Raw genomic sequence first — 24,232 nt, 5'->3', positions numbered from 1 at the left:
AAAGTTCACGAAATGAAATATCAAACCACAGCGAAAAAAAGTATAATTCTAATACTTATGTTGATTTGTTTTAAAACAATTGGCTATAGCCAGTATCAATGGGATATAAAAGCCAAGAAGAAAAATGAAATACATCGACGAGACTCTGCCACTTGGGATAATAAGCTTTTTAAGATGGATTTAAATTTTTTTAAAGAACATAAATTATCAGGGGGTATTTTTCCTGTACCCAAATATAATCTGGTAGGAGAAAATAGTTTTATAGGTTTAGGATATGATGGTAATTTTAAAGGATTAACAATAAATAATAAACGTTTTCTTTATAATTGTTTTTATGCTACAAAAAATAAGTTTAATAAAGCTTTTATTAAAGATGTAGAACAAGATGTTTTCTTTATTATTGCTATCTCGACAGATTTTATAGACCCCGAAAAATTTAGTCACTTTCGATCATTAATATCTTCTAGAAACCACCCTAACTATTTAGCTAAAGGATATTATAAAACAAAAAAGAACACTATTGATTTTAATGCTTTTGTCTCAGGAGATCGTAATGGCTATGCTATTGTAAATGAACGTATTTTTGACTTGACAATTGGTGAAATGATATTTATAGTTCCACAAAAAGATGGTTCTTTGAGATCAATGCAAATAGAAATCCCTTTACTATCCATACAAGAAACTAAAAATTATGTAGAAAAATTGCTAAGAGAGAATCAAAGCGTAATTGACTTTTATTCTTGTAAAAGCTGTATTTAATCAAGTTGTTGTCTTTTTATCTTCTGTAATGTTATACTATGTAATAATGATGATAATAGATTTTAAGATTAATAAGTAACCATTGAAATAATTGTTTTAAGCCTATTTTCAATTTTTTATCTTTACTAAAATTACAAAATGGTATTAGTTTTGATATCTTGAGAGTAGTTAAAAGCAATTACATATGAATACTTTGAGAACAGTGGGCACAATAATAGGATCTTTATTCTTGTTTATGATACATATACAATGTGCTAGTGGTCAACAATTAGATATGAAAAATCCTTTACCAATTAAAGAAGCGTATTTTCAGAAAATTTTATCTGGAGTTAAAGGTGGCGCTAATGGTTTTTTGATCGCTATAGAACTTAAAGATACTTCAGGAATTAACTTGAAGTATGCATATTTCAAAGGCAAAAAGGTAAAACTAGCTCCTGAATCTACTAACAAAATAGTTTATATAGGGCATTACATGTATCCCCGACAAATAAACGATCTTATCATGAGTAGTGACCCCAAAGAAGAGTTTAAAAATAAACCTCCGGGGATAACAGAAAAGATTCCGTTTGCATTAAAAGAAGGAGAGTGTGTCATAGAATACACTAAAGACAATAAACAAGAAATCTTTAAACTAGATAATTTACCAGAAAAACCCTTGAAAAATTTTCCAATGTAATTGAGGCAATAAAATTGTATTTTTACCCATACAATTAAACTACCAGTTGAGCATATTTCAGAAACTTTTTAAGCAAACTTTTATTTATGGTCTGGCTACTGTGTTACCAAGAGTTCTTGGTATCGTGTTAGTACCACTATATGTAGATGTTTTAAATAAAAATGAATATGGGGTTTATGCATCTATTATGGCGTTGTTAATTACCGGAAATATATTGTTTTCTTATGGTATGGAGACTGCCTTTTTTAGATTCGTAAGTAAAGATCCAAAAACGAAAAACAGTGTGCAATCTACCGCTTTAACGTCATTAACCAGTACGACAATTCTTTTATTAGGAATGGGGATTTTATGCCGAAATGAATTGGCAACCTTCCTAGAATTTGAAACTCAATATATTGTATTTGGATTATTAATCCTAAGTTTAGATGCTTTAGTAGTGCTGCCATTTGCTTGGTTTAGAATCAATGAGCGACCGATGCGGTACGCAGTAATTAAAATTTTTAATGTTATCATTAATTTGGGGTTTAACCTCTTCTTCTTTTTAATACTACCTCGTTTAGCCATAGGAAATGATACTTTTTGGGATTCAATTTATTTTGAAAACGATAAGGTCATATATGTATTTATCGCAAATTTAATTGCAAGCGCAGTTACACTTTTACTATTGCTTCCTATCTATGCTAAAATCAGATTTGGATTTACTAGTGCTATTTGGAAATCAATGATTAAATATGCTTTTCCGGTATTAATAGCCGGAATTGCTTTTTCAATTAATGAAGCGTTTGATAAATTACTTCTGAAATATTTATTGCCAGAAAATATTGCAGATGGTGAGGTAGGAGTGTATGCAGCCTGCTATAAATTAGGGGTTTTTATGACATTATATAGCACCGCATTTAGGCTAGGTATAGAACCTTTCTTTTTTAATCATGCAAGTTCTAAAAATGCAAAAGAAACATATGCAAAAATTACATTGTATTTTTCAATTTTGGGTAGCTGTATATTGCTTGGAGTAGTCGTTTTTTCTGATTTTTTGAAACAATTAATTATTCCCGATTCAACATTTTGGGAAGCGATGATAATAGTGCCAATTATTTTATTGGCTAATTTATGTCTGGGGATTTATCACAACTTATCAGTTTGGTATAAGATAACCGATAAAACAAAATTTGGCGCATATATCTCGGTAACGGGTGCAATAATCACCCTAACACTTAATTTTTTGTTGATTCCTAAATATACCTATGTAGGATCTGCGATTGCTACATTATCTGCATATGGCACTATGATGATTTTATCTTGGTATTTTGGAAGACAATATTACCCAATTCCGTATAACCTTAAGAAGATTGGGATGTATCTTATCACATCAATTAGTTTTTCAATACTGTCATTTTATGTTTTTGATAGTAATTATATGGTTTCTATTCCCCTGTTACTTGTGTTTTTAGTAATTTTGTACGCCTTTGAAGGAAAAGAATTAAAACAGATTTTAAAAAAATAAACGAATTACTAAAACGTTGTTTCTTATGTTTAGAAACAGATTTGTATCGTTTAAAACTAGTAGTATGCAAATAAGAATAATAAATAAATCATCTCACGAGTTACCGCATTACGAAACTATTGCCTCGGCGGGGATGGATTTAAGAGCAAATATAGATGCACCAGTTACGTTAAAACCTTTAGAAAGAGCCATTATCAAAACAGGACTTTTTATGGAACTTCCTGTTGGTTATGAAGCACAAGTTAGACCTCGTAGTGGATTAGCGGCAAAAAAAGGAGTAACAGTTTTAAACGCACCAGGAACTGTAGATGCAGATTATCGAGGAGAAGTAGGTGTAATTTTAGTAAATCTTTCTAATGAGGATTTTGTAGTCGAAAACGGTGAAAGAATTGCGCAGATGGTGATTGCAAAACACGAGCGTGCAGAGTGGCTAGAAGTTGCTGAATTGTCTGAAACTTCAAGAGGAGAAGGTGGATTTGGTAGTACGGGAGTCAAATAATAAGAATAGCATTTAAAATCAATCGAAAAGAAAAAAATAGCATGAAAATTATTGTACCTATGGCAGGAAGAGGTTCTAGATTAAGACCTCATACGCTTACTGTTCCAAAACCTTTAATCCCAGTAGCAGGACAACCTATTGTGCATCGTTTAGTGTCTGATATCGCTAAAGTTTTAGGAGAACCTATTGAAGAAATCGCTTTTATACTAGGCGACCCTGCTTTTTTTGGTGATGATGTGGTTTCTAGTTTGACATCTTTGGCAGAAAGCCTTGGGGCAAAAGCCTCTATTTATAGACAAGACGAACCATTAGGAACTGGGCATGCAATTATGTCTGCTGCACCATCACTTTCTGGACCTGCTGTTATAGCATATGCAGATACGTTGATACGTGCAGATTTTGATTTGGATAAAGATGCAGATGCTGCAATCTGGGTAAAGCAAGTAGATAGACCAGAAGCCTATGGTGTAGTAAAACTTAACGATAATAAAGAAATCGTAGAATTGGTAGAAAAACCGCAAGAATTTGTATCGGATCTTGCAGTGATAGGAATCTATTATTTTAAAGATGTTGGAGTACTAAAAAATGAACTGCAATATGTTTTAGACAATAACATTATTAATGGAGGAGAATATCAAATTAATGATGGTATCAAAAGAATGATGGCCAATGGCAAAGTTTTTGTGACAGGAAAGGTAGACGAATGGATGGATTGCGGAAACAAAAATGTTACTGTAGAAACCAATACTAGAATGCTAGGTTTTTTAGAAAAAGATGGAGAAAAATTAATAAGCGGTGCTATTACTCAAGAGAATGCTACAATAATACCACCATGTTATATCGGAGACAATGTCACACTAAGAAATACAACGGTTGGCCCTAATGTTTCAATTGGTGATGATTGTGTTCTAGAAGATACAACCATTAAAAATAGCCTTGTGCAGACTAAAACTGTCATAAAAAACGCTACCTTAGACAATGCTATGATCGGTAATAATGCCGTGTATAATGGGAGTCACACAACAATAAGTATTGGTGATTACTCGGTTTTAGAATAATTTATGATTAAATAAGAATACCCTTAATACAATTTATGCTTAGGAGTTGGAAACATATAGGTCTATTTTACATATTCTTTGGAATTGGATATACGTATGCAGTAGCACAAGATATCGAACCTAAGCAAGAGATTAATATTGATGATTTGGGTAATGTTTCAGACGAATTTCAAGAACACTTTTTTGAAGCTTTGAAACAAAAAGCAATTACTAATTATGACAAGGCAATTCTATCATTAGAAAAATGCATTGCATTAGATCCAAAACCTGATTTTTTATATCATGAGTTGGGTAAAAACTATTTGGCACTAAAAGTGTTTGGACAAGCCGAGAAAAACCTTAATAAAGTACTAGAAGCAAAGCCAAGTGATAGGCATGTTCTAGAACTTTTATACGAAGTCTATTTTCAGCAACAAAAGTATAGTGAATGTATCGAAGTTGTCGAAAAGCTTGTTGATTTTGATGCCATGTTTAAAGAACAGTTGGCAAATTTGTATTTTCTTGAAAAACGATATGATGAAGCACTAACGGTGCTTGATGGATTAAACGAAGAGTATGGTACTGATCTTTATCGAAATCAATTAAGACAAAGAATAACTTCAAAAATTACAAATCCAAATAGTCGTATTGCTATTCTTGAAAAAAAAATACAACAAAACCCTAAAGTAGAACAAAACTACCTTAACCTTATATTCTTATATAGTAAGGATAATCAAAAAGAGAAAGCGTATAGCATTGCAAAACAACTAATAGCCAAAAAGCCAAAATCAGAGTTAGCACATATGGCTTTGTATAAGTTTTATCTTGAAGATAATCAGACTGAAAAAGCAATTAAATCTATGAAAATTACTTTAAAAAGTGATAAAATAGATACAGAATCTAAATATAAGGTGATTAATGATTTTCTTCCGTTTTTAGATAAAAATCCGCAATATGAGTCAGAGCTAACAGGAATTATTTCTTTGTTGTCGGGTAATAGTAATAATGCTAAGGTTTTTACAGAATTAGGACACTTTTATTATAAGAAAGATAGAAAAGAGCAGGCGCTTAATTTTTATGAAAGAGGTATAAAAAGTAATGCAAATGATTTTGGTCTTCTTAAAAGAATTTTGCTTTTACAATTGGACTTAAAGCGATTTGAGAAAGCAGAGGTCGGAAGCGAATTAGCAATAGAAATGTACCCTGCGCAGCCTGTTTTTTATCTTGTAAATGGAGTTTCTTTAATTCAACTTGAAAAGGCAAAAGATGCAATAGATATTCTATCGTTAGGTATAGATTATGTGATAGATGATGTTAAAATGGAAGCTGATTTTTATAAGCAAATAGGAGAAGCATATCTTAAAACAGGTAACGAAAAAAAAGGAGCAGAATATCTCGAAAAATCAAATAAACTTCAGAAAAAATCTTAATGAGTAAAATAAGGATAGTAGGGTATATGTTATTTTCTTTGGTTTTGCTTAGTTCTTGTAAAAGTACAAATGCAGTAACAGGTACTAGACTTAAAAAGTTAAGTTCAGAAAAGATCATTGCTAATCATTATAATCGATCTTTTAATTTTGAAACACTTAATGCTAAACTTAGAGTAAAATATGATGATGGTAAAAACTCATATAGCCCTGCAGTTACATTAAGAATGGAAAAAGATAAAGCCATTTGGATTAGTGTTAAAATGATTATACCTCTGGCAAAAGTCCTGATCACTCCAGAAAAAGTAAGCTATTACGAGAAAATAAATAACACCTATTTTGAAGGAGATTTTACGGTTTTAAGTGAATGGCTGGGCACTAATGATCTGGATTTTGATAAAGTACAGCAAATGTTATTAGGACAAGCGCTATTTAATCTAAGAAAAGATAAGTATAAATCTACGGTTACAGATCAAACATACCAATTAGTTCCTAAGGCAGACTTAGCATTATTTGAACGGTTGTTTTTAATACGCCCAGACAGTTTTAAGATGGCATCTCAACAATTAAAGCAACCTATAGAAAATAGAAATCTTGCTATAAATTATCACACGTATCAAAAAATTGGCAATCAGGATTTTCCGAAGCAAATTGGTATAGAGGCTGTACAAGGAGATGAAACTACAAGAATTGATATCGAATATAAGGCAGTAGATTACAATGCTAAGGTAAGTTTTCCGTTTAAAATACCATCAGGCTATAAGGAAGTTACTATTCAATGAGGGTTCTAAAAGTTACATATTTGATTGGTTTGCTGTTATGCATGTGTACACCATCATTTGCACAAAGTAAAAAACAACAGCAATTAGAAGAAGAACGTCAGCGTCTTAGAGAAGAGATCCAACAAATGATCGAGTTGAGAGAAAATAACAAACTCAAAGAACGTTCAGTTCTTGATGAGGTTGAAACAATTAACTCACAGATCAATACAAGACAAAACCTTATTAAGATTACGAATCAACAGGCTAATTTATTAACGCGTGAAATTAATGTTAATTTCAAAAAGATGGAGGCGTATCGTACAGAATTAAAAGCGCTGAAAGAGGATTATGCTAAAATGGTGATTAAATCTTATAAAAGTAAATCACATCAAAGTAGGATTATGTTTTTATTGTCTTCATCAGATTTTGCACAAGCCTATAAGCGATTGCAATACATGAAGCAATACAATGAGCACCGCAAAGATCAGGCAGATAGAATAGAGAGTGATACGCAAGAACTTCAAAGATTAAATGCTAATTTATCGAATCAAAAAGAAGATAAACAAAGACTTATTGCAGAAAATCGGGACGCTCAAGAAAAGCTAAAAGAAGAGAAGAAAGAGCAACAAGTTTTAATGGCTTCTATTCGCAAAAAGCGAGGAACCTACACCAAACAAATTAAGAAAAAACAAGAGCAGGCTAGTGCGATAGATAAAGCTATCGAAAAGTTAATTCGTGAAGCAATCGCCAGAGCAAATAAAAAAGCAGGTAAAAAAGTTACAAAAAAGGGATCTGCTACAACATTTGCGTTAACTGCCGAAGCAAAAATATTAGCAGATAACTTCACTTCAAATAAAGGAAAATTACCCTGGCCTGTAGGAACTGGGCGCGTAACCAAAAAGTTTGGACGGCAACCACATCCAACGCTTCCAAACATACAGATTAATAGTAGTGGTGTAGAGATAGAAACTCGAAAAGGAGAAAAGGCTAGAGCTATTTTTGAAGGCGAAGTCATCGCTATACAAAAACTAAGAGGAGCCAGCCGCCTTGTGCAAATACGACACGGTAATTATATTACTACCTATTATAATATAGAAAACATATCTGTTAAAGAGGGGCAAAAGGTAGCTACAAAACAATCAATAGGTCAAGTACGTGTAAATCCAACTACCGGTAGAGCTATTATGAAGTTTTTAATCTACCAGAATGCAAAACGCTTAAATCCCCAAACTTGGGTGTATAAGATGTGATTAATTCAGGCTAATTTGATAATAAAATCATTATAAAATTTACTCAATATCTTTTAATAATTCGGTAATGGTAATGTTATGGATGTCTGCAAGCATAAATAAGGTATCTATTGTGTAGTTTAATCCTTCTTCCCATCTCCAGACACTTTTATTCTCAAGATTATGTTCTATAGCGAATTTTGAGTAACTAGTATAACCAGCATTAATTCGCAGTTCTTTAATGCGTTTTCCGATTGCTTTATGCCTTTGTTTTTCTTGGTCAGAAGCCATTAAACAAAAGTCCAGTTAAATACAAAAAAAATATACGTCGCAAAAGCCGATAATTTAAGACTTCTTAGTATATTGCTAAAAAACAAATAGTACCTGCTACAGATTTCTGTACTGTAATATATATAGTATTCTGTAAAATTGCAGTGTATATACAAGAACATTTCTCTCAAACCTCAAATCCCCACCAGAGAAACAATTATTCATTATCAATACGTTATAATGGGCTATGTAAAGGTTGGCCACCTTGATGAGAAATGGGAGGTACACTGAAAATCCAAATAACAAACAGAGTAAGTACACACAAATTATTTTATTAATGAAAAATTATCTAAATTCACACTTTAAATCACCTTTAAACGTGAAATCTCTTAAACCATTTTTTTATATAGCCCTGTTTTTAATCACACTTTCTGGCTGTGAGACAGAGCACATTAATCAACCTACACAAACTATTGAGCAAAGCCTGGAACAAGCATTTTCTCTAGACGATTTTAAAGACTCACCTGCATTACAAAAAGAAGATATCCTTATCGATTGGACTTCTGCTGTAGAACGTAAATTTGATACCTCGATATTTTATGAATTTTCTGTTACACATAAAAATGCTTCAATAGTAAATATAGAAGGGTATGTATCAAAATCAAGTTATCGCCTATTGGCTCGATTTGATGAAAATGATCAACCAGAATACTTTTTGGTAGAGTTATTACCTTCTGTTGATAATACAACAAAAGAGTTGTCATATATCGCTATAGCCGATTATTCTGGTATGGCATATGTATTTGATACTACAGGAGAAAAAATAGCAAGAGAATCTTATGAGGTTGGCGTTTTACAAACAAAATCTATAGGTAATGGTATTGGCAGGAATTTGCTGCCTAGACAACCTGCTAAGTGCGCTATTTTAGAAGGTTTAGAACCCGTTAACTGTAGTGGTGGCGGTGGTTGCTCTACAAGTACAGTAACTATACAGCATTGGGAGTATTTTTATGATGTAAGCTATTATACAAATACAAATCAAGTTATTGATATCACTTATTCACACAGAGAATCAAGAGGGCAAACAGTAAAACAAGTAACAAACTGTCATACAAGTTATACACCTCCTGTAAATAACACAACTGCCGAGAGTGTTAAAAGTAATCCGCCTCAAGTTTTATCAGATAACCCTGAAGAATGGCCTTTTCCTGATTGTTCTAGTTTTGAATATGCAGCTGTTGGGGGTAGTAGAGTTGCAGCAGTTAAAGGTGTAAGGAACTATTTCGTAACAACTCATGCAGATGGAAATGATCTTAAAATTGAATTGAGTGATATTGTGATACCTGGTGTAGTGTATTTTAATACACCACTTGTTATGACAAATGGTGAAGCACAAACGGCAACAGCGTTATTGGTAAATGAAGCAATAACGGCGACAGCATTGTGGTATGATGCCAATCCTACGGCTAGTGCAAATCAATTAGAATTTGAATTTTTGAATGAAATCAATCTTGCTATGAAATCTATTGGAGGAGCAGCATCACGAAATAATCTCTATGGTATTAGTGCTAGAAGTGTATCGCAATACAGGCGAAATTTTTTCACAACAGGTAACTGTAATTAAATTATGAATACAAATTTTATAGCTATTATAGCTCTTTTTATGACTACAAATCATTCTATACAGGGTCTTATCGGCACGCATATTAATGAAGTTTCTAACGCTATCCTTATACAAGATGAGAGTTTTACTAGTACGAAATTGTATAAAATTAATGAAGAAAAGGTTTTTTTAGGCAAATCATATAATTCAACATTTATCACAACAAATAAGGAAGACCTTGTAGAAGAGATTGCTATTAGCCTTATGGAAATTATAGATAAATCATTTTATGAGCGTATGGTTGAGGTGTATGGGGTTCCGTCTTTGATGTTAGGGCCAGATAAAAGTACAGTTGATATGATTAGAGACAGAACAAACGCAACCGAATCTGCTCAATTTACAGGTAATTTAGAGGATTATAAGTTTGAAGATAAACCGCTATATATACTTTGGGAAAAAGATCATTATAGTATTAAAGTTGTACTAGGAATGGAAACAGACACATTTCATTCAACTCAAATAAAATTCAGTAATAAGAATTTTTTAACCTTTAAAAAGTAACGTAAAAATAGAAAAGCCTCACATAAAGAGGCTTTTTTTATTTGTTTTCTAACTCATTTAGAAAGCTATCTAGGTGATCATAAGCATCAATTAAATTATAGCCTTTATGTTCAAGTATAGCATGGAACATGTCTTTTTGAGCTAGTAATATACGAAATTCACAACTTTCTAGTTTAAAATTAAACGGAGGATCATCTAGCTTTTTAATACGATCTGTTATCGTTTCAATTCTTGATAATAATGTAATTATTTCTTGTTCAGTTTTCATAAATGTAAAAATAGTAGAAACGTTCTTTAAAATTTCAAAAAATTATGCAAATTAATAAACTAATCCAAAGTGTTTATTTTTGGTAAATGAAATCTATAGTTCCATATTCTTTAGATTTTGGACAACCATATATAATCGCAGAGGACTTTACAGCTGAAAAACTTGTTTAATGAAACATTTACTAACTTTATTCATATCTATTCAATTTACTATAGCACAAAATTTAGAAGGTAAATGGTCTTTAATTATTTCTAATGAAACGTATTCATATCCAGAACTAACAGTTATAGAAATAACTAAAAAAGATATTATTACCTACAGTTTTGATACCCTTTTGTATAGAAATAAACTTAAAATAGATACCATCAACAACTATTTTAAAGAAGGGTTTAGCAAATCCTATCATGAATATAAATATGGCCTCCCAAATAAGAACAAATTAATAACCTATCTGCCAACAGTTCATAACGCAGAAAAAGCCAAGTTTGTTTACGTAAGATTACTCCCAACAATTATAAACCATCCTATAGATGAAATCTTAAAAAAACAATATAAACATTTTTACCCTGTCACCTTTGCTAATAAACAACCTATAATTAAATTAAGCGGAGTCATGTGTTCTGAACAAACAATGAAGTTTTTAGGACAAGAAAATTGCAACCGATATCGATTAGAGATTATAGACTCAACATATTTTATTGTTTACTATACCAATCAAAAACATAAACAATGGATGGTTCCGATAAAAGAGATTAATCATGATCACTTAATTGTTTATGGAGTGCATGGCAAAGAAGGATTCGTTAAACTCAATGAAATTAAAGAAATTGTTCCCACACAAAAAGTTTTTATAAAAAATTAAAAATAATTACTCAATTATAATTCGAAATTTAGTTTCAACATAAAAATATACAATCCATTACACTGATTTATGCCAAATAATGATTTAATAGATTTATTAGGAAAACACATAAACGAAGTTCCTAAAGCCTATACAGATACTACAACTATCGACAGAAAAGAAGATGTATATACCCTTGATATAACAGACCATTATTTTAATAAACCTTATGAAATGGTGTTTCTATCTGTAGATGATAACCTTATTATAAAACAGATTTCATTTGCTGTAAACGAAACAATAGATCAATCATTATATCAGTCAATGGTATCAGCATACGGTGAACCCAATATTATGCTAAAATTTGGCGAACTTATAAGTATAGATCCAACAGTCACACAAAATGATTGGTTTAAAATTGAAAATACACTAACTTATAATATAGAAAAATGTACCTTCGATGAATCGCCATTTGTGTTTGGGTGGCATAAAGAAAATTATGATATACAAGTTCTTATCACAGATCAAAAAAATCAAAGACCAAGAACTTTAATTGTATTTGGCAAAGGCATTTTAGACGAGTATAAGAAATTTTAAATGACTTATTGATTAATTTTTTTTAATCAAAAGTTAATACGAGATATAAAAGTTCTTGATCAAGGAACTTTTATATCTTATTCTTCTTCTAAATCATCCAAATACTCATCAATTCCATCATAAGCATCAATAAAATCATACCCTTTATGTCCTAATATCCATAGATACATATATTTTTGTTCTAATAATAAGCATAGTGACTATTTTCTTTTTTTAACTCATTAGGAGGGTTTTTAAGATTTTTTATTCTATCAATTTTTTTTCTACTCTTGATAGTGCTAGTACTAACTATTCTTCTGTTTTCATAAATGTAAAAATAGTAGAAATGTTCTTTAAAATTTCAAAAAATTATGCAAAGTAATAAACTAATCCAGAGTGCTTATTTTTGGTAAATGAAAACTATAGGAGGTACAGTATCAACAATTAACTCTAATTAATATGATTAATCCTGCCCCCTATAAAATCGACTTACTTTCACTAAATAATTGTGACTAAAATTATGGTATTTTTAATTATAAACATTATCACATTGTTAAATACAAACAACCCTATCGACGGTAATTTATTGGGGAAACATATTAGTGAACTCGATATTGCCCTTGTAGAAGAAATAGATTCAATTACAAATAAGAAAAGTTTTAGAGTAAAGGAGAATATTGATTTCCTTGGTAAACAATTTGACCATGTCTCTATACGTACATCATTAAATGACACCATAGAATCTATTTATATTGGTTGTAGAGGGACAATAGAAGAAAAAGGATTTCTTAGCGCTATGATATCAGAATATGGCGAACCTAAAATGTATAAAAATGATGTGATTAAAGAAATTAAACAACATCTACCAGATAAAAATGGTATATCAGCAACAACCTTTAAAGCATCAATGAAAGAATGTGCCTTTATAGAAGAACCTCTGTTCATAATATGGCACAATGAAAAATATATAATTAAACTTAATATTTCTGTAAAATCTAGAACTAGTATAACATTTAAAAAAAAATTAAATAAAATTTTGCTTATAATCTAATCCTTATATTAATAATGATAAATAACGTTCCTTTAGATGTACTTGAAAAGCATATTAGTGATGTTCCTGAAGCTTATACGTTGTCAACAACAAAGTCTGATAATGGAATTATATATATGGTAGATGTATTGGACTATTATTTTGGGAAACCTTATACGATGGTTTTTATTACTGCGGACAATAATGATATCATACAGAATTTTGCAATATATGTTGATGAAATTATAGACAAGCCATTTTATGAGGAAATGGTAGCAGAATATGGTGAACCTAATTGTATGTTTAAAAAAGGCAAAATTACATCGGTAGATACTACAATAGCAAAAAATGATTTATTCGAATCTAAAGGCAGAACTACCTATGAATTAGAAGAATGTACTTTTGATGAATCGCCTGTCGTATTTGGTTGGCATAAAGAAAATTATGATATACAGGTGATTATTGGTGATGAAAGTGATACCTTTCAAAAGACCAGAATAATATTTGGAAAAGGAATTTTAGCAAACATTGATAAATAAAAAAAGAAATTAGAAATAGGATGTCTTTTTTAGATATCCTATTTCTTCTTTTAGTTATTATAAATATGAAATTAGAATAATTAAACGAACAACGCTTTTAACTCTGTTGCATCGTTTGGTTTCATCTTTCCAGCTAAAACAAGACTTAATTGTTTTCTTCGTAAAGCAGCGTCATAACGTTCTTTTTCTAATGCGGTTTGTGGTTCTATAAGGGGTACTGCTACTGGATTTCCAGTTTCATTTACCGCCACAAAAGTGTATATGGCCTCATTAGCTTTTGTTTTTTCACCACTTTGGCGATCTTCTACCCAAACATCTATATAAACCTCCATAGAGGTGTTAAATGCCCTTGATACTTTTGCTTCTACTGTGACAACACTTCCTAAAGGAATAGACTTGTTAAATGCTACGTGATTTACAGATGCAGTTACTACAATACGACGAGAGTGTCTTCCTGCAGCAATTCCTGCAGCGCGATCCATACGAGCCAATAGCTCTCCTCCGAATAAATTGTTTAACGAATTGGTCTCGCCGGTTAGTACAAAATCAGTGAGTATAGCAAGAGATTCTGAAGGGTGTCTAACTTCCATAGAAATACTTTTTTTGACAAAGATAGTGACGCTGAGAGAACTTTTACTATACGATTGAATAAAAGTGAATTAAGCCTATAATCGTAGCATTAAAGATTTCTGTAAGATTTTATAGATAAACTGAAAAGACAAAACAAAATACATCAAAATAGTGCTAAAAATGAAGTGTTTTGGGTCTTTTTATGAAAGAAAAATTTTATAGAATACTGACTATAATTCTTGAACTAACATCCAAGCTTTAGGACTTTGTTCTTTTTTGATTTTTCTTAAGGCTTGTAAAGCCTCTATTCGATTCGAATAACTTTGGTATACAACCTGATGAAGCCCATATTTGTTTTTGCCGATAAGACGAGCATTATCATATCCTTTAGAGATAAGTTTTTGTACTTTGTTATCTGCATTAGAAGCAATTCTAAAAGCTCCAGCTATAATATGGTATTTCTCAGATATGCTTTCTGAAGTTGTGCTGTTCTTTAAACTTTCTTCTTTAGATACAACAAGGTTTATTGCTGGCAAAGGATTTGAAATTTCAAAAGTAGCTTCTTGTATTCTATGTTTAACTTCTATATCAGCTTCGTTGTTTTGAGTATCGTTGTATGTAATGTTTTGATTACTTACTTGATTCAAACCAAAAAAACCACCCAAACCTAAAACTACAACTGCAATTGCTGCATATTGCAAATATGGTTGTTCTCTTCGTTTTTCAGGAGTAAAAGTAAGTGGTACGGCTTCTTCAATAGCCTCAACTTCTTCTTTATATACTTCACGTGTAATCTCAACTTCACGTTTTATGGCAGGAGAAACAAAAGAACTTAAACCAAAGGCTTCTGACAAGTAATTTACGTCATCTAATGGTTCAAATTGTAATGTGTCTTCTACAGAAGAATAAAATGAACCTATTTTGTCTAAAGTGATTCGTTTACCTTGCCCTATTTGCTCTTTTAGAGATAATACATAGCGCTGAATTTTTGCAACGGCATCTGTATAAGATATGTTTTCTGCAGCAGCAATATAATTAGCTAGTAATCCATCATTATTTTTTAACTGACTATTAAAAGAAATTAGTTTTTTTGGAGGGTAAAAAGAATGTGTAGCTTCTTCAATGGTAGCGGATTGACGTCTTGTTAAAAATGCGCCAAAACCGGGTAAGATTACGCATTCGTATCGATATAATAATTCGCTTATATATGTAGCTGTGTTATTCATTGTACCCCTTAAAATATGATGTTTGTTAGTGTTGTTTCCTTATTTCAAAGGTATGAAAAAATGAAACCGATCAGAACAATAGTCTGTGATTTTATTAACAGTCTTGTTTTTTTTTGTTTCTTGTATACGTATTATTTATTTCAAATTTACAAGCTATTCTTTTTGATAAAATATAGAAGTAACGCTAGTAAGGTCATTCTCTAGTTTTTAAAGAATAAAATAACAAAATGTATGAGTACTATTTCAATTAGAAATGCAGGCGAAAAGGATTTTTCTGAATTGATAAAATTATTTAAGGAGTTTGCCATTTTTGAAGAATGTGAAGACAAAATGATAAATTCTGTAGCCCAAATGAATGCAGAAAAACACTATTTTAATGGTTTTGTTGCCCATACCAATGATGATACAATCATTGGATATGCTACCTATTTTTTTTCGTACCACACATGGGTTGGAAAATCCCTTTATATGGATGATTTATTTGTAAAAGAGGCTTTTCGAAAGAATGGTGTTGGTAAAAGATTAATTGACGCTGTAATTCAACTGGCTAAAGAAGAAAATTGTAATAGAGTACGTTGGCAAGTATCTAATTGGAATAAAAATGCACAAGAGTTCTATAAAAAAATAGGAGCCAATATTAGTGATGTGGAACTAAATTGTGACCTTATCTTAAAATAATTAAACACTAAGTTGTACATGATCACCAAAAATCTGCTTGCTTTACTTGCACTTAAAAAGGTTCCTAACCTAGGAGATAGCTCGATTAAAAAACTAATACATACTGTAGGTTCTGCAGAAGGGGTTCTTACTGAAAAGCCTAGCAATCTCTTGAAAATAGATGGCATAGGAACTACAAAAATTAAGGATTTGTACAATCCTGAACATCAAAAAGCTGCAGAAAATGAATTGAAATTTGTTGTCGATAATAACATCAAATATTGGACATATGATCAAGCAGCATATCCCGAAAAGCTAAAACATTGTATAGATGGTCCAATTGTTTTATTTGGTTCTGGAAACATAGATTTAGAGCATAAAAAAATAATAAGCATTGTGGGTACGCGTAAAGTGACCCGCTATGGGGTTCAGTTCTGTGAAGAACTAATAGAGGCTTTGGCTCCGATTAATCCTGTTATCGTTTCTGGTTTTGCTTATGGGGTAGATATTACGGCACATAGAGCTGCAGTAAAAAACAATTTGCAAACTATAGGATGTCTTGCACATGGATTAAATCAAATATACCCTAAAGCACATAAAAAATATGTTGCCGAAATCGAAGAAAATGGTGGTTTCTTTACTGATTTTTGGAGCACAGATACTTTTGATCGTAAAAACTTTCTGGGACGTAATCGAATTATTGCTGGACTTAGTGAAGCGACTGTTGTTATCGAAAGTGCCGATAAAGGTGGATCTTTAGTTACTGCTGATATTGCTAGTTCTTATAATCGCGATGTTTTTGCAGTACCGGGTCGGGCCAATGACATTTTAAGTAAAGGTTGTAATATGTTGATTAAAACGCAACGAGCACATATGCTTACTAGTGCCGCTGATCTTGTCTATATGCTAAACTGGGATGTAGAAACAAAAGAACATCAAGTAGTACAAAAAAAACTTTTTATCGAGTTAGAAGGTGATGAAAAAAAGATCTATAGCTACCTTAATGATAGCGGAAAAGAATTGCTGGATGTTATCGCTTTGCACTGCGATATGCCAACATTTAAAGTAGCATCCACACTACTTAATATGGAACTTAAAGGCGTTGTAAAACCTTTACCAGGAAAACTTTTTGAAGCCGTGTAATTACATTATTGATAAAAGAATTGTTCTTTGCTAATTTTTCCATTAGTTACTTGGTAAATGATGATTTCATCAATAGTAACTTTTTGTTTCGTTAGTAAAGTTACATCTGTCATCATTCGTATACTAAAATAGTCCTTGCTAATTACTGGATCAGAAACTTGAAAATGATGCCAATGTTTGATGTTAGATAAAAAAGTTTTTTCTTTTTTAAGTATTGCTTTTAAACCTTTTACAGATCGTTCTTTATACATACTGGGTTCAAGACTAATGGCATCTTGAGCAAATAATTGTTCTTGTGCTGCTACAAATTGTTTTTGTCTAAGTAATGTTACTAAAGTGTTCGCTATGTTGGTGATCATGATTGTTGTTTTGAATTTTTAAAATAAACGGGTCTCCAGATTAAACTGCCAAATATGATTTTGAATCTATCTTTCCATGTTTTGCATTGTTTTACATCTTTCCAGATGTTTTTATATTCAATAAAATTAATTGTAATGGGATTATAGGTATGTATATTTTTAGTTAAACCATAAACAACCTTTTCTTCTTCTCTTTGAAAAGTGCCAAATAATTTATCCCAAAGAATAAGAATACCTCCATAGTTCTTATCAATATATTTATCATTAGATCCATGATGTACTCTATGTACAGAAGGAGTGTTAAACACTTCATCCAACCATCCAAGTTTGATGATTCGTTCTGTATGTATCCAAGTTTGATATTGTGCTACAAAAACTAATGAAATTATTGCCTGAAAAGGGTTAAAACCTATAAGTATCATCGGTATAAGAAAAATCCATTCTATGACACCTTCTACAATACTTAATCGCATTGCTACAGTTAAGTTGTAATCTTGCGAAGAATGGTGAACACTATGGTTTGCCCATAAAATCCGATGTTCATGCTCAAGTCGATGCATCCAATAATATGTAAAATCAGCAACTATAATACTAAAAATCCATGTCCAACCATGTAGTGGTATTTCGAAAGGAGATAGATAATAGAATGGCAATAAGCATAGTATACCTATAGTGCCAAGTATAGTTTTTTCTAGTAATTGTCCGAAAAAGAAGATTATAATATTAGCACCCGTATCTTTCCATCGACGTTCTTTTGAAGTAAAAATATCCAGAAAAATTTCAAAAAGAGTGAGTAGGCTATTAAAAATAAAAAAATAAGCTACATAATTTAATATTTCTGAAGTCTCAAATAAACTTAAAATTTCTTCTATATCCATAGTCATAAGTATATATCACAAAAATATATACGATAGATGCGCAACTGTTTGTCATTTTTGGACAATCTAGGATTTAATAGGAATGTAAATTTCGGTAAGGAGTTCACTCGCAGGAGTAGTAGCATCATCATTTAGAAAAAACTCTAAAGTCGGTTTGTCTTCGAGTTCCAAAGATATATCTGTGATCCAATAGGAGTATATGCGATCATAGGTGAGTAGAGAATCTTCATGACTACCTTTATGAATAAACTTTAGATATTTCTGCTCAGGTATAATTTTAGTTCTAAACAAACCATCTGATTCGACAGTTTTAATGTTTTCAATAATAATCCCAGCATTATATCTGCAGTACACATTTTCTGTTATTTCATTATCGTCTAGTATTTCTGCTAGGCAAATAGTATCCTTATTAAATAAGCCTTTTTTAGTGGCATAATTTATAAGTCGATCCCAGGTTTCTTTAATACCTTTTATGTTGTCATAGGTGCCTTGGTACGTTAGGTACAATATAGCGATACTTGGTAGTTCTTCAATTTCATAAGCTAGTAAAGGGGAAGGATGTTTATGATCTATGCTTTTTTTTTGGATAGTATGTTTGATTTCTTGAGTGAGTCGAAATTGTGAGGGAGCGCAATTAAACTGATTTTTGAAAGCCTTACTAAATGCGGCTATATCACTATAGCCAATTTCATAAGCAATATCGGTTATAGAAGTGTTAGAGTATTTTAAGTATTGTGCTGCCTTTTCAAGCTTCATTCTTTTGATGTATTTCCCGATGCTTTCATGATGTAATGCCATGAAAATGCGATTAATGTTTCGATAAGAATAAAAGGAGATTTCTTCAATATCATTAATATTAATATCCTCTTTGAATTTTTTATCTAAAAAATCTAGTAAAGACGTATATCGATCTAATTGAGTAAGATTTTTCATGAATATAGCTTTTGAGAAAGGTACTAATATCTTGAATATAGGTACTTGTTTATTTTGGACAATCAAAAAATAAAAAATATCTTTGTCAAAGATTGACAAGTCAAATGAAAGAAACTTTTGGAGAATACATCAAGCTTCTTAGAACCAAAAATGGGCTCACATTAACAAAACTAGCAGCTCAGTTAGATTTAGATGCCGCAAATTTGAGTAAAATTGAAAATGGCAAACGTGATTTTGACGAGAAGCGGCTTAGTAAATTAGCAGCTATTTTTGAGCTAAGCGCTCAAGAATTGCAAGATGAATATGTTAGTGATCGATTAGCAAAGCATATTTATGAAATGGATTGCTCTTCAGAACTATTAAAAGTGGCAGAAGAAAAAGCTGCTTATCGAAGAACATTAAAAAAGTAATTTTGTACAATGTTTAAATTTAAACCAATCGTTTCATTTTAAAGCCACGCTCTAACAAAGAGCAGAATTATACCCGCTTTCAGAAGAAAGACAGCACTTGGTATGACATTAAGATATAATGCATATTTCAGCAAAGGCCGGGAACTACGCTATTTTATACGATAATTTTAAAAATCTAAAATAAATAAAAGATGCAATTAGTTCTGGATCCTAAAAACTTTCCGAAGTTTCAGTTGTCTACATCACAAGATATTATCTTGTTTTTGATTAAAAATGAATTGCTACATATTAAATTTGTGAACCAATTACATACAATTGGATTTGACACCTCTGCTTTTACTATCGAGTTAGGTACAATGATCTTATCGTTAATGGGGTTTAAAAACCGAAATGATAGTTTATGGGACTGGTATCATACTACTTTAGATAGTTATGCAGCAAAAATTGATATCGAAAATCAAAATTCGATTAATGAGGTGGTTTTTGATTTTTATGTCATACTACAAGTAAAGTTAGAAACAGAAAAAAAGAGTGTATAATTAGCAATGATTCTATATACTCATTGTTATTTGGTAGATTCGGTATATTAGAATATATAATTTGTAAATAATATTATTTTCATGAAAAAACACAAGGTTACCTATTACTATGATGCACTATGTGGTTGGTGTTATGGATTTAGCCCAGTTATAGAGAAAATTTATCATAAGTATAAAGACATGATAGATTTTGAGGTAGTAAGTGGTGGATTGTTTTTAGGAGATAGAGTAGGAGCAATTAATGATATCGCTCCCTACATAAAAGCTGGGGCATATAAAACTGTAGAAGAACGAACTGGAACTAAATTTGGTGAAAAATTTATCAACGAATCACTAGAACACAATACGATGGTATTAAATTCTTTGCCTCCGGCAATAGCTCTTTGTGTAGTTAAAGAGAACTATCCTGAAAAAGAAATGGCATTTGCGGCTATGCTACATAAAGCAATTTATGTTGATGGTGTAAACCCAGATGATATAGCTAATTTCTCAAACTATGCTCAAAAACTTGATATTAACTTAGATGATTTTAATACAAAAATAAGAGATCCAAAATATGTAAAGATAGCCAAAGAAGAATTTGCCACAGTGGCTTCTGATGGGGTGCGAGGTTATCCTGCTACACTATTGAAGAATGGAGAAGACAGGATTTTATTATCAAATGGGTATGTTGATTTCGAGGTGCTTGACCATAAATTAAATCAATTAATATAATAATCAAAAAGGGATTTATTATTCTTCAATATGTAAAAAGGATTTTGTAGATACCCAAAATATGTCCCACCCCATCTTGTCGTCTTTATATTGATGTGTATAAAAAAGAAAAGCACCATCTGGTGTTATATATGGATTTCCTTGATTATTTTGATTAATGGCGGATGGTAATTGTTCTGGCGTTGACCACCTGTCATTTTTTTTGTAGCTAATATTTAATGTTAGAGGTTCACCTATTGAGGCATAAAGTAAGAAAGTACCGTCTGGAGCAATATAGGGCGTACAATATCCATTAGAGTGTTGTGGTATTAAATGTACTTTTTTTGCATCTTCAAATTTGCCGTTTTTTTGATTCGAAAAATAGATGGTCATGTCACTGTAATCTATGTTGCTAGAATGAAAATACAATGTGCCTTTATCAGTAACACTTGGATGAGAAACTAGTTTGTTGCGTAAATTTGGAATGTCTATGAATTTTGGTGTGCTCCAGTTTCCGTTTATGTTTTCGCATTTCCATAAATGCCAGGTATCCGGAATACCTTTAATATCCGTAGGTCTTGTTGAACTAAAATATAAAGTGTTTCCATTGGGAGAAAAACTCATACCATGATCATTATACGAACTATTAAAAAAGGCAATAGTAGGCTTCGACCATTTACCATTCTTTTTATGGATCATTTTGATATCGAACTTTGAGAATTTCTTGTCAGAAACAGTGTAGTAATATCTTGTATAATCATTAGAGAATATCCCTTTATGAATAAGAGAATCTTTGGATACTAGATTAGGCATAAATGCAACAGGAATTTCTTTAGGAACCTGACCCGCCAAGAACTGTTCTTTAGGTTTCAGAGTTTCGGCTCTTTTAGTACATCCTAAGTAAAGGAATACCGTAAAAATTAGTAAGATTTTTTTCATCTATTTTTTATGAATATGTAATAACCCAAAATCAAATGGGGTCCAAAGACTAGCTTTTATTTGGCTTTGTTTTAAACCTTCATTGACCCATGTATTACAAGTATTAAAGCAATTATAGTTACCGTTAGCGTCATAAAAATTATCGGTATTGCCATAGCTAATATCTGGTAATCTTATTTTTTGAAGTGTAGTTGTCTTTTTAAAAGTGTTGTTTATATACGTTTGTAGTGTAGCAAGTTGAGAGGCGGTTATTTTTATTTCTACCCAGTTATTTTGTTTAGTAAAATACCCTTTAATGTGTAATAAAGTTGGAGTATTCATAAATGCTGCTTGCAGTTTATTTTTAAATGTGAAATTAGACGAAGTGGATGCTTTAATGTAAAAAGTTCTATCTCCCCAACCAAAAGATAAATAGTTTTCTTGACTATTTTGTTTTAAACCATTTAAAAGTGCTGTGTCTAATTTGTTTTTGGGGATAATGATCTCAAGATGAACGCCATCAGATGCTAAGTATATACTCGAGTTTTTATGTGTTCCTGTTATTTCTGGATTTATAGTGATATAACTAAGAACTAAGGATAGTAAAAAATATGTAATAGGAAGAAACACAACAAACGATATGTATTTTAGTATCTCTTTTAGTTCGACCATATTGCTAATTAAGAAAAATAAGCTGCGATTTACAATTAAATGGTAAAAATCATGATAGTAAGTGACAAATAGCTTAAAACCAATTGTATTTTAAGCATATAAACTGAAGTTGGCAGATGAGGTTTTTTTTGAAGTAATCATAAAAAAATAGCGACTCGAATGTTAATTCAAGCCGCTATAACTTTTGTTTAAATACTACTAGAAGTTATTTCTTTTCCCAAGCAAATTTTTGGAAAGCATCATCAACAGGGGTCTTGGCTATATGATTGGTATAATTACTAATTACTTTTTGAGACAACCCTAAAATAATCTCTAACAATTGCCTTTGTGTATAACCAGCTGCATAAAACGTCTCTATTTCTGCACCACTTATATTTCCTCTGTTTCTTACAATCGAAAGTGTTGTTTCTTTTAATACTTGCAATTTTGCATCAGGTAAGGTTTCATCATTTCTCAAAGCCTCGGTTAAAGCTGGATCAACTTTCATCATATGGGCGATACCAGTATGTGCCGGTACGCAGTAATGGCATTCATGTTCTACGTTTATAGTTTGCCATACCACTGTTAACTCTTCATTGTTGAATGAAGATTGTTGAAACAAGTCATGAAGCATTTTATAGGCTTCTAATAGCTCTGGAGCTTCAGATAATACACCGTGCAAGTTAGGAAGCATACCGAAGCTTTTTACAGATGCTTCTAGTTGTGATTTACTGGCTTCTGGAGCTGTTTCAATACTGTGAATTTGTAATGTACTCATAGGTTTTCTAATTTTTATTGTTATATATATATTTAAAACTAAATGATCGTTTAGTTATGGATTAAAAAAACGGTTAAAGATTAGTAAATGTATTTTCTATATAATTGTTTAGTTGCTTGGTATTAAAAACTCTAGAGGCAGAAGACAATCCGAACATAGCAACAATTAAATAATCTGCTTGTTCTATCAAGGTAGCATCATCTTGAGTTGAATTTTGTTTTAAATTATTTGCAAACAAACTTCTAATAGTATTAATAAATTTGGTTAACTCTTCTTGTATTTTAGGATCAGCATCTTCACCCAATTCATTAGCGGTATTAGTAATTAAACAACCTTTAGCGATATTAGTTTCTTTTGAAAACTCTACGAAATCATAGAAATATTGTTTTAATCCTATAGACCCATTAGAAGAGGCTTTTAGCTTATCGGTAATTTTTCTTAATTTTTCTTTATAACATTTTATACTTTCAAGGAAGACGCCATTTTTGCTGCCAAAACTAGAATATATAGAAAATTTGTTAATGCCCATTTCTTTTTCAAGCATTTGCATTGATGTAGTTTCGTATCCATTACGCCAGAATAAATTCATAGCCTTTTCAATTACTTCTTCTTCAATATATTCTTTTTTTCGAGCCATAATTTTAAATACCACACAAATCTAAACAACCGTTTAGAAATAAAAAATGTTTTAACATTTTGTTTTTAAGAGTGTATAGACGACAGCTAATTCGTTTTTTAAGTATTCTGTTTTTGAAATCAAAGTTTGTTTATGATTTTCCATTTCTTTTTGAAATGATAAGTCGATAAACTTTTTTCCAAAAAACTTTAAAAATGCAATAAAAATTGCAGATGCACCTGATATACTAATCAATATGTCTGTCCACTTTATCATATACT

At 31.2% G+C, this 24,232-nt stretch carries 31 protein-coding genes; 19 read left to right on the top strand and 12 right to left on the bottom strand.

From position 1 onward, the window contains the following. Positions 1-12: 12 nt before the first annotated feature. The 8 genes from AWE51_RS08605 to AWE51_RS08570 all read left to right on the top strand — a co-directional run bounded on the left by AWE51_RS08605 (position 13) and on the right by AWE51_RS08570 (position 7,913). Positions 13-759 (top strand): hypothetical protein, encoded by a 747-nt coding sequence (locus AWE51_RS08605; protein WP_066312231.1) that lies wholly within the window; start codon positions 13-15, stop codon positions 757-759. Between the two features lie 184 nt (positions 760-943). Then, on the top strand, positions 944-1,435 hold the full coding sequence (locus AWE51_RS08600) for a hypothetical protein (RefSeq protein WP_066312230.1): 492 nt from the start codon (positions 944-946) through the stop codon (positions 1,433-1,435). 46 nt (positions 1,436-1,481) lie between these two features. Next, positions 1,482-2,939, top strand: coding sequence for an oligosaccharide flippase family protein (locus tag AWE51_RS08595; protein WP_066312228.1), 1,458 nt, complete (start codon positions 1,482-1,484; stop codon positions 2,937-2,939). Positions 2,940-3,003: 64 nt separating this feature from the next. Next, on the top strand, positions 3,004-3,438 hold the full coding sequence (gene dut / locus AWE51_RS08590) for a dUTP diphosphatase (protein ID WP_066312426.1): 435 nt from the start codon (positions 3,004-3,006) through the stop codon (positions 3,436-3,438). Positions 3,439-3,479: 41 nt separating this feature from the next. After that, positions 3,480-4,496 carry a sugar phosphate nucleotidyltransferase gene (locus tag AWE51_RS08585; protein ID WP_066312226.1) on the top strand — a complete coding sequence of 339 codons (1,017 nt, stop codon included), beginning with the start codon at positions 3,480-3,482 and terminating at the stop codon, positions 4,494-4,496. 35 nt (positions 4,497-4,531) lie between these two features. Continuing rightward, positions 4,532-5,905, top strand: a complete 1,374-nt coding sequence (locus AWE51_RS08580; RefSeq protein ID WP_066312224.1) for a tetratricopeptide repeat protein — start codon at positions 4,532-4,534, stop codon at positions 5,903-5,905. After that, positions 5,905-6,684: a DUF4292 domain-containing protein gene (locus AWE51_RS08575; RefSeq protein WP_066312223.1), complete on the top strand. Its 780-nt coding sequence runs from the start codon at positions 5,905-5,907 to the stop codon at positions 6,682-6,684. The genes AWE51_RS08580 and AWE51_RS08575 overlap by 1 nt, the downstream gene beginning before the upstream one ends. 41 nt (positions 6,685-6,725) lie before the next feature. After that, positions 6,726-7,913 (top strand): murein hydrolase activator EnvC family protein, encoded by a 1,188-nt coding sequence (locus AWE51_RS08570; protein ID WP_232517366.1) that lies wholly within the window; start codon positions 6,726-6,728, stop codon positions 7,911-7,913. A gap of 39 nt (positions 7,914-7,952) precedes the next feature. On the opposite strand, the gene AWE51_RS08565 is transcribed toward AWE51_RS08570, so the two are convergent. After that, complete coding sequence (locus tag AWE51_RS08565; protein ID WP_066312218.1) at positions 7,953-8,183, bottom strand: helix-turn-helix domain-containing protein; 231 nt, start codon at positions 8,181-8,183, stop codon at positions 7,953-7,955. A 316-nt stretch (positions 8,184-8,499) separates the two neighbouring features. On the opposite strand from AWE51_RS08565, the gene AWE51_RS08560 reads away from it, so the two are divergent. Both AWE51_RS08560 and AWE51_RS08555 read left to right on the top strand, forming a co-directional pair. Further along, positions 8,500-9,786: a hypothetical protein gene (locus AWE51_RS08560; RefSeq protein WP_066312215.1), complete on the top strand. Its 1,287-nt coding sequence runs from the start codon at positions 8,500-8,502 to the stop codon at positions 9,784-9,786. A gap of 3 nt (positions 9,787-9,789) precedes the next feature. Beyond that, positions 9,790-10,326 carry a hypothetical protein gene (locus tag AWE51_RS08555; protein ID WP_066312213.1) on the top strand — a complete coding sequence of 179 codons (537 nt, stop codon included), beginning with the start codon at positions 9,790-9,792 and terminating at the stop codon, positions 10,324-10,326. Positions 10,327-10,363: 37 nt separating this feature from the next. Here AWE51_RS08555 and AWE51_RS08550 read toward each other — a convergent pair whose 3' ends face one another. Continuing rightward, positions 10,364-10,594, bottom strand: a complete 231-nt coding sequence (locus tag AWE51_RS08550) for a hypothetical protein (protein ID WP_066312207.1) — start codon at positions 10,592-10,594, stop codon at positions 10,364-10,366. 169 nt (positions 10,595-10,763) lie between these two features. Between AWE51_RS08550 and AWE51_RS08545 the strand changes: the two genes are divergently transcribed. From AWE51_RS08545 to AWE51_RS08530, 4 genes are all read left to right on the top strand, one after another. Beyond that, positions 10,764-11,456 (top strand): hypothetical protein, encoded by a 693-nt coding sequence (locus tag AWE51_RS08545; RefSeq protein WP_066312205.1) that lies wholly within the window; start codon positions 10,764-10,766, stop codon positions 11,454-11,456. A 69-nt stretch (positions 11,457-11,525) separates the two neighbouring features. After that, complete coding sequence (locus AWE51_RS08540) at positions 11,526-12,032, top strand: hypothetical protein (RefSeq protein ID WP_066312204.1); 507 nt, start codon at positions 11,526-11,528, stop codon at positions 12,030-12,032. A 499-nt stretch (positions 12,033-12,531) separates the two neighbouring features. Further along, positions 12,532-13,062 carry a hypothetical protein gene (locus AWE51_RS08535; protein WP_066312203.1) on the top strand — a complete coding sequence of 177 codons (531 nt, stop codon included), beginning with the start codon at positions 12,532-12,534 and terminating at the stop codon, positions 13,060-13,062. A 14-nt stretch (positions 13,063-13,076) separates the two neighbouring features. Beyond that, complete coding sequence (locus AWE51_RS08530; RefSeq protein WP_066312201.1) at positions 13,077-13,580, top strand: hypothetical protein; 504 nt, start codon at positions 13,077-13,079, stop codon at positions 13,578-13,580. Positions 13,581-13,660: 80 nt separating this feature from the next. Here AWE51_RS08530 and AWE51_RS08525 read toward each other — a convergent pair whose 3' ends face one another. Continuing rightward, positions 13,661-14,170 (bottom strand): acyl-CoA thioesterase, encoded by a 510-nt coding sequence (locus AWE51_RS08525; RefSeq protein WP_066312199.1) that lies wholly within the window; start codon positions 14,168-14,170, stop codon positions 13,661-13,663. Positions 14,171-14,380: 210 nt separating this feature from the next. Continuing rightward, entirely contained in the window at positions 14,381-15,376 is a 996-nt protein-coding gene (locus tag AWE51_RS08520) for an HU domain-containing protein (RefSeq protein WP_066312196.1), read from the bottom strand. Positions 15,377-15,607: 231 nt separating this feature from the next. On the opposite strand from AWE51_RS08520, the gene AWE51_RS08515 reads away from it, so the two are divergent. After that, a complete protein-coding gene (locus AWE51_RS08515) occupies positions 15,608-16,054 on the top strand; it encodes a GNAT family N-acetyltransferase (RefSeq protein ID WP_066312194.1) in 447 nt (148 codons plus the stop codon). A gap of 18 nt (positions 16,055-16,072) precedes the next feature. Then, complete coding sequence (gene dprA / locus AWE51_RS08510; RefSeq protein ID WP_066312192.1) at positions 16,073-17,176, top strand: DNA-processing protein DprA; 1,104 nt, start codon at positions 16,073-16,075, stop codon at positions 17,174-17,176. 5 nt (positions 17,177-17,181) lie between these two features. Here the strand turns inward: dprA and AWE51_RS08505 are convergent, their stop codons facing one another. From AWE51_RS08505 to AWE51_RS08495, 3 genes are all read right to left on the bottom strand, one after another. Then, positions 17,182-17,535: a SnoaL-like domain-containing protein gene (locus AWE51_RS08505; protein ID WP_066312191.1), complete on the bottom strand. Its 354-nt coding sequence runs from the start codon at positions 17,533-17,535 to the stop codon at positions 17,182-17,184. Further along, on the bottom strand, positions 17,532-18,413 hold the full coding sequence (locus AWE51_RS08500; RefSeq protein ID WP_066312190.1) for a sterol desaturase family protein: 882 nt from the start codon (positions 18,411-18,413) through the stop codon (positions 17,532-17,534). The genes AWE51_RS08505 and AWE51_RS08500 overlap by 4 nt, the downstream gene beginning before the upstream one ends. A gap of 66 nt (positions 18,414-18,479) precedes the next feature. Then, positions 18,480-19,346 (bottom strand): AraC family transcriptional regulator, encoded by an 867-nt coding sequence (locus AWE51_RS08495; RefSeq protein ID WP_066312189.1) that lies wholly within the window; start codon positions 19,344-19,346, stop codon positions 18,480-18,482. Positions 19,347-19,450: 104 nt separating this feature from the next. Here AWE51_RS08495 and AWE51_RS08490 point away from each other — a divergent pair, with 104 nt between their 5' ends. From AWE51_RS08490 to AWE51_RS08480, 3 genes are all read left to right on the top strand, one after another. Next, the gene (locus tag AWE51_RS08490; protein ID WP_066312187.1) at positions 19,451-19,756 is read left to right on the top strand and encodes a helix-turn-helix domain-containing protein; all 306 of its coding nucleotides are present in this window, start codon (positions 19,451-19,453) and stop codon (positions 19,754-19,756) included. A gap of 191 nt (positions 19,757-19,947) precedes the next feature. Next, the gene (locus AWE51_RS08485; RefSeq protein WP_066312185.1) at positions 19,948-20,295 is read left to right on the top strand and encodes a hypothetical protein; all 348 of its coding nucleotides are present in this window, start codon (positions 19,948-19,950) and stop codon (positions 20,293-20,295) included. 81 nt (positions 20,296-20,376) lie between these two features. After that, positions 20,377-21,009 (top strand): DsbA family protein, encoded by a 633-nt coding sequence (locus AWE51_RS08480; RefSeq protein ID WP_066312183.1) that lies wholly within the window; start codon positions 20,377-20,379, stop codon positions 21,007-21,009. An 18-nt stretch (positions 21,010-21,027) separates the two neighbouring features. Here the strand turns inward: AWE51_RS08480 and AWE51_RS08475 are convergent, their stop codons facing one another. The 5 genes from AWE51_RS08475 to AWE51_RS08455 all read right to left on the bottom strand — a co-directional run bounded on the left by AWE51_RS08475 (position 21,028) and on the right by AWE51_RS08455 (position 24,227). After that, positions 21,028-21,927, bottom strand: a complete 900-nt coding sequence (locus AWE51_RS08475) for a TolB-like translocation protein (protein ID WP_066312181.1) — start codon at positions 21,925-21,927, stop codon at positions 21,028-21,030. Continuing rightward, positions 21,928-22,578 carry a DUF2459 domain-containing protein gene (locus tag AWE51_RS08470; RefSeq protein WP_066312178.1) on the bottom strand — a complete coding sequence of 217 codons (651 nt, stop codon included), beginning with the start codon at positions 22,576-22,578 and terminating at the stop codon, positions 21,928-21,930. A 205-nt stretch (positions 22,579-22,783) separates the two neighbouring features. After that, entirely contained in the window at positions 22,784-23,335 is a 552-nt protein-coding gene (locus tag AWE51_RS08465; protein WP_066312176.1) for a carboxymuconolactone decarboxylase family protein, read from the bottom strand. A gap of 73 nt (positions 23,336-23,408) precedes the next feature. Continuing rightward, the gene (locus AWE51_RS08460; RefSeq protein ID WP_066312174.1) at positions 23,409-23,972 is read right to left on the bottom strand and encodes a TetR/AcrR family transcriptional regulator; all 564 of its coding nucleotides are present in this window, start codon (positions 23,970-23,972) and stop codon (positions 23,409-23,411) included. A 51-nt stretch (positions 23,973-24,023) separates the two neighbouring features. Beyond that, positions 24,024-24,227: a hypothetical protein gene (locus tag AWE51_RS08455; RefSeq protein ID WP_066312171.1), complete on the bottom strand. Its 204-nt coding sequence runs from the start codon at positions 24,225-24,227 to the stop codon at positions 24,024-24,026. Positions 24,228-24,232: the final 5 nt, after the last annotated feature.

It is taken from the genome of Aquimarina aggregata, from assembly GCF_001632745.1.
Classification (GTDB): domain Bacteria; phylum Bacteroidota; class Bacteroidia; order Flavobacteriales; family Flavobacteriaceae; genus Aquimarina; species Aquimarina aggregata.
This window is presented reverse-complemented; position numbering and strand designations above follow the sequence as displayed.

Excerpts from the sequence above, each read along its gene's own strand:
- AWE51_RS08470 (WP_066312178.1), bottom strand. The coding sequence starts at position 22,578 with ATGGTCGAACTAAAAGAGATACTAAAATACATATCGTTTGTTGTGTTT.
- dut (WP_066312426.1), top strand. The coding sequence starts at position 3,004 with ATGCAAATAAGAATAATAAATAAATCATCTCACGAGTTACCGCATTAC.
- AWE51_RS08485 (WP_066312185.1), top strand. The coding sequence starts at position 19,948 with ATGCAATTAGTTCTGGATCCTAAAAACTTTCCGAAGTTTCAGTTGTCT.
- AWE51_RS08455 (WP_066312171.1), bottom strand. The coding sequence starts at position 24,227 with ATGATAAAGTGGACAGACATATTGATTAGTATATCAGGTGCATCTGCA.
- dprA (WP_066312192.1), top strand. The coding sequence starts at position 16,073 with ATGATCACCAAAAATCTGCTTGCTTTACTTGCACTTAAAAAGGTTCCT.
- AWE51_RS08530 (WP_066312201.1), top strand. The coding sequence starts at position 13,077 with ATGATAAATAACGTTCCTTTAGATGTACTTGAAAAGCATATTAGTGAT.
- AWE51_RS08535 (WP_066312203.1), top strand. The coding sequence starts at position 12,532 with ATGGTATTTTTAATTATAAACATTATCACATTGTTAAATACAAACAAC.
- AWE51_RS08480 (WP_066312183.1), top strand. The coding sequence starts at position 20,377 with ATGAAAAAACACAAGGTTACCTATTACTATGATGCACTATGTGGTTGG.
- AWE51_RS08600 (WP_066312230.1), top strand. The coding sequence starts at position 944 with ATGAATACTTTGAGAACAGTGGGCACAATAATAGGATCTTTATTCTTG.
- AWE51_RS08520 (WP_066312196.1), bottom strand. The coding sequence starts at position 15,376 with ATGAATAACACAGCTACATATATAAGCGAATTATTATATCGATACGAA.
- AWE51_RS08560 (WP_066312215.1), top strand. The coding sequence starts at position 8,500 with ATGAAAAATTATCTAAATTCACACTTTAAATCACCTTTAAACGTGAAA.
- AWE51_RS08500 (WP_066312190.1), bottom strand. The coding sequence starts at position 18,413 with ATGGATATAGAAGAAATTTTAAGTTTATTTGAGACTTCAGAAATATTA.
- AWE51_RS08515 (WP_066312194.1), top strand. The coding sequence starts at position 15,608 with ATGAGTACTATTTCAATTAGAAATGCAGGCGAAAAGGATTTTTCTGAA.
- AWE51_RS08565 (WP_066312218.1), bottom strand. The coding sequence starts at position 8,183 with ATGGCTTCTGACCAAGAAAAACAAAGGCATAAAGCAATCGGAAAACGC.
- AWE51_RS08525 (WP_066312199.1), bottom strand. The coding sequence starts at position 14,170 with ATGGAAGTTAGACACCCTTCAGAATCTCTTGCTATACTCACTGATTTT.
- AWE51_RS08460 (WP_066312174.1), bottom strand. The coding sequence starts at position 23,972 with ATGGCTCGAAAAAAAGAATATATTGAAGAAGAAGTAATTGAAAAGGCT.
- AWE51_RS08575 (WP_066312223.1), top strand. The coding sequence starts at position 5,905 with ATGAGTAAAATAAGGATAGTAGGGTATATGTTATTTTCTTTGGTTTTG.
- AWE51_RS08495 (WP_066312189.1), bottom strand. The coding sequence starts at position 19,346 with ATGAAAAATCTTACTCAATTAGATCGATATACGTCTTTACTAGATTTT.
- AWE51_RS08555 (WP_066312213.1), top strand. The coding sequence starts at position 9,790 with ATGAATACAAATTTTATAGCTATTATAGCTCTTTTTATGACTACAAAT.
- AWE51_RS08580 (WP_066312224.1), top strand. The coding sequence starts at position 4,532 with ATGCTTAGGAGTTGGAAACATATAGGTCTATTTTACATATTCTTTGGA.
- AWE51_RS08465 (WP_066312176.1), bottom strand. The coding sequence starts at position 23,335 with ATGAGTACATTACAAATTCACAGTATTGAAACAGCTCCAGAAGCCAGT.
- AWE51_RS08550 (WP_066312207.1), bottom strand. The coding sequence starts at position 10,594 with ATGAAAACTGAACAAGAAATAATTACATTATTATCAAGAATTGAAACG.
- AWE51_RS08585 (WP_066312226.1), top strand. The coding sequence starts at position 3,480 with ATGAAAATTATTGTACCTATGGCAGGAAGAGGTTCTAGATTAAGACCT.
- AWE51_RS08570 (WP_232517366.1), top strand. The coding sequence starts at position 6,726 with ATGTGTACACCATCATTTGCACAAAGTAAAAAACAACAGCAATTAGAA.
- AWE51_RS08540 (WP_066312204.1), top strand. The coding sequence starts at position 11,526 with ATGCCAAATAATGATTTAATAGATTTATTAGGAAAACACATAAACGAA.
- AWE51_RS08475 (WP_066312181.1), bottom strand. The coding sequence starts at position 21,927 with ATGAAAAAAATCTTACTAATTTTTACGGTATTCCTTTACTTAGGATGT.
- AWE51_RS08605 (WP_066312231.1), top strand. The coding sequence starts at position 13 with ATGAAATATCAAACCACAGCGAAAAAAAGTATAATTCTAATACTTATG.
- AWE51_RS08545 (WP_066312205.1), top strand. The coding sequence starts at position 10,764 with ATGAAACATTTACTAACTTTATTCATATCTATTCAATTTACTATAGCA.
- AWE51_RS08490 (WP_066312187.1), top strand. The coding sequence starts at position 19,451 with ATGAAAGAAACTTTTGGAGAATACATCAAGCTTCTTAGAACCAAAAAT.
- AWE51_RS08505 (WP_066312191.1), bottom strand. The coding sequence starts at position 17,535 with ATGATCACCAACATAGCGAACACTTTAGTAACATTACTTAGACAAAAA.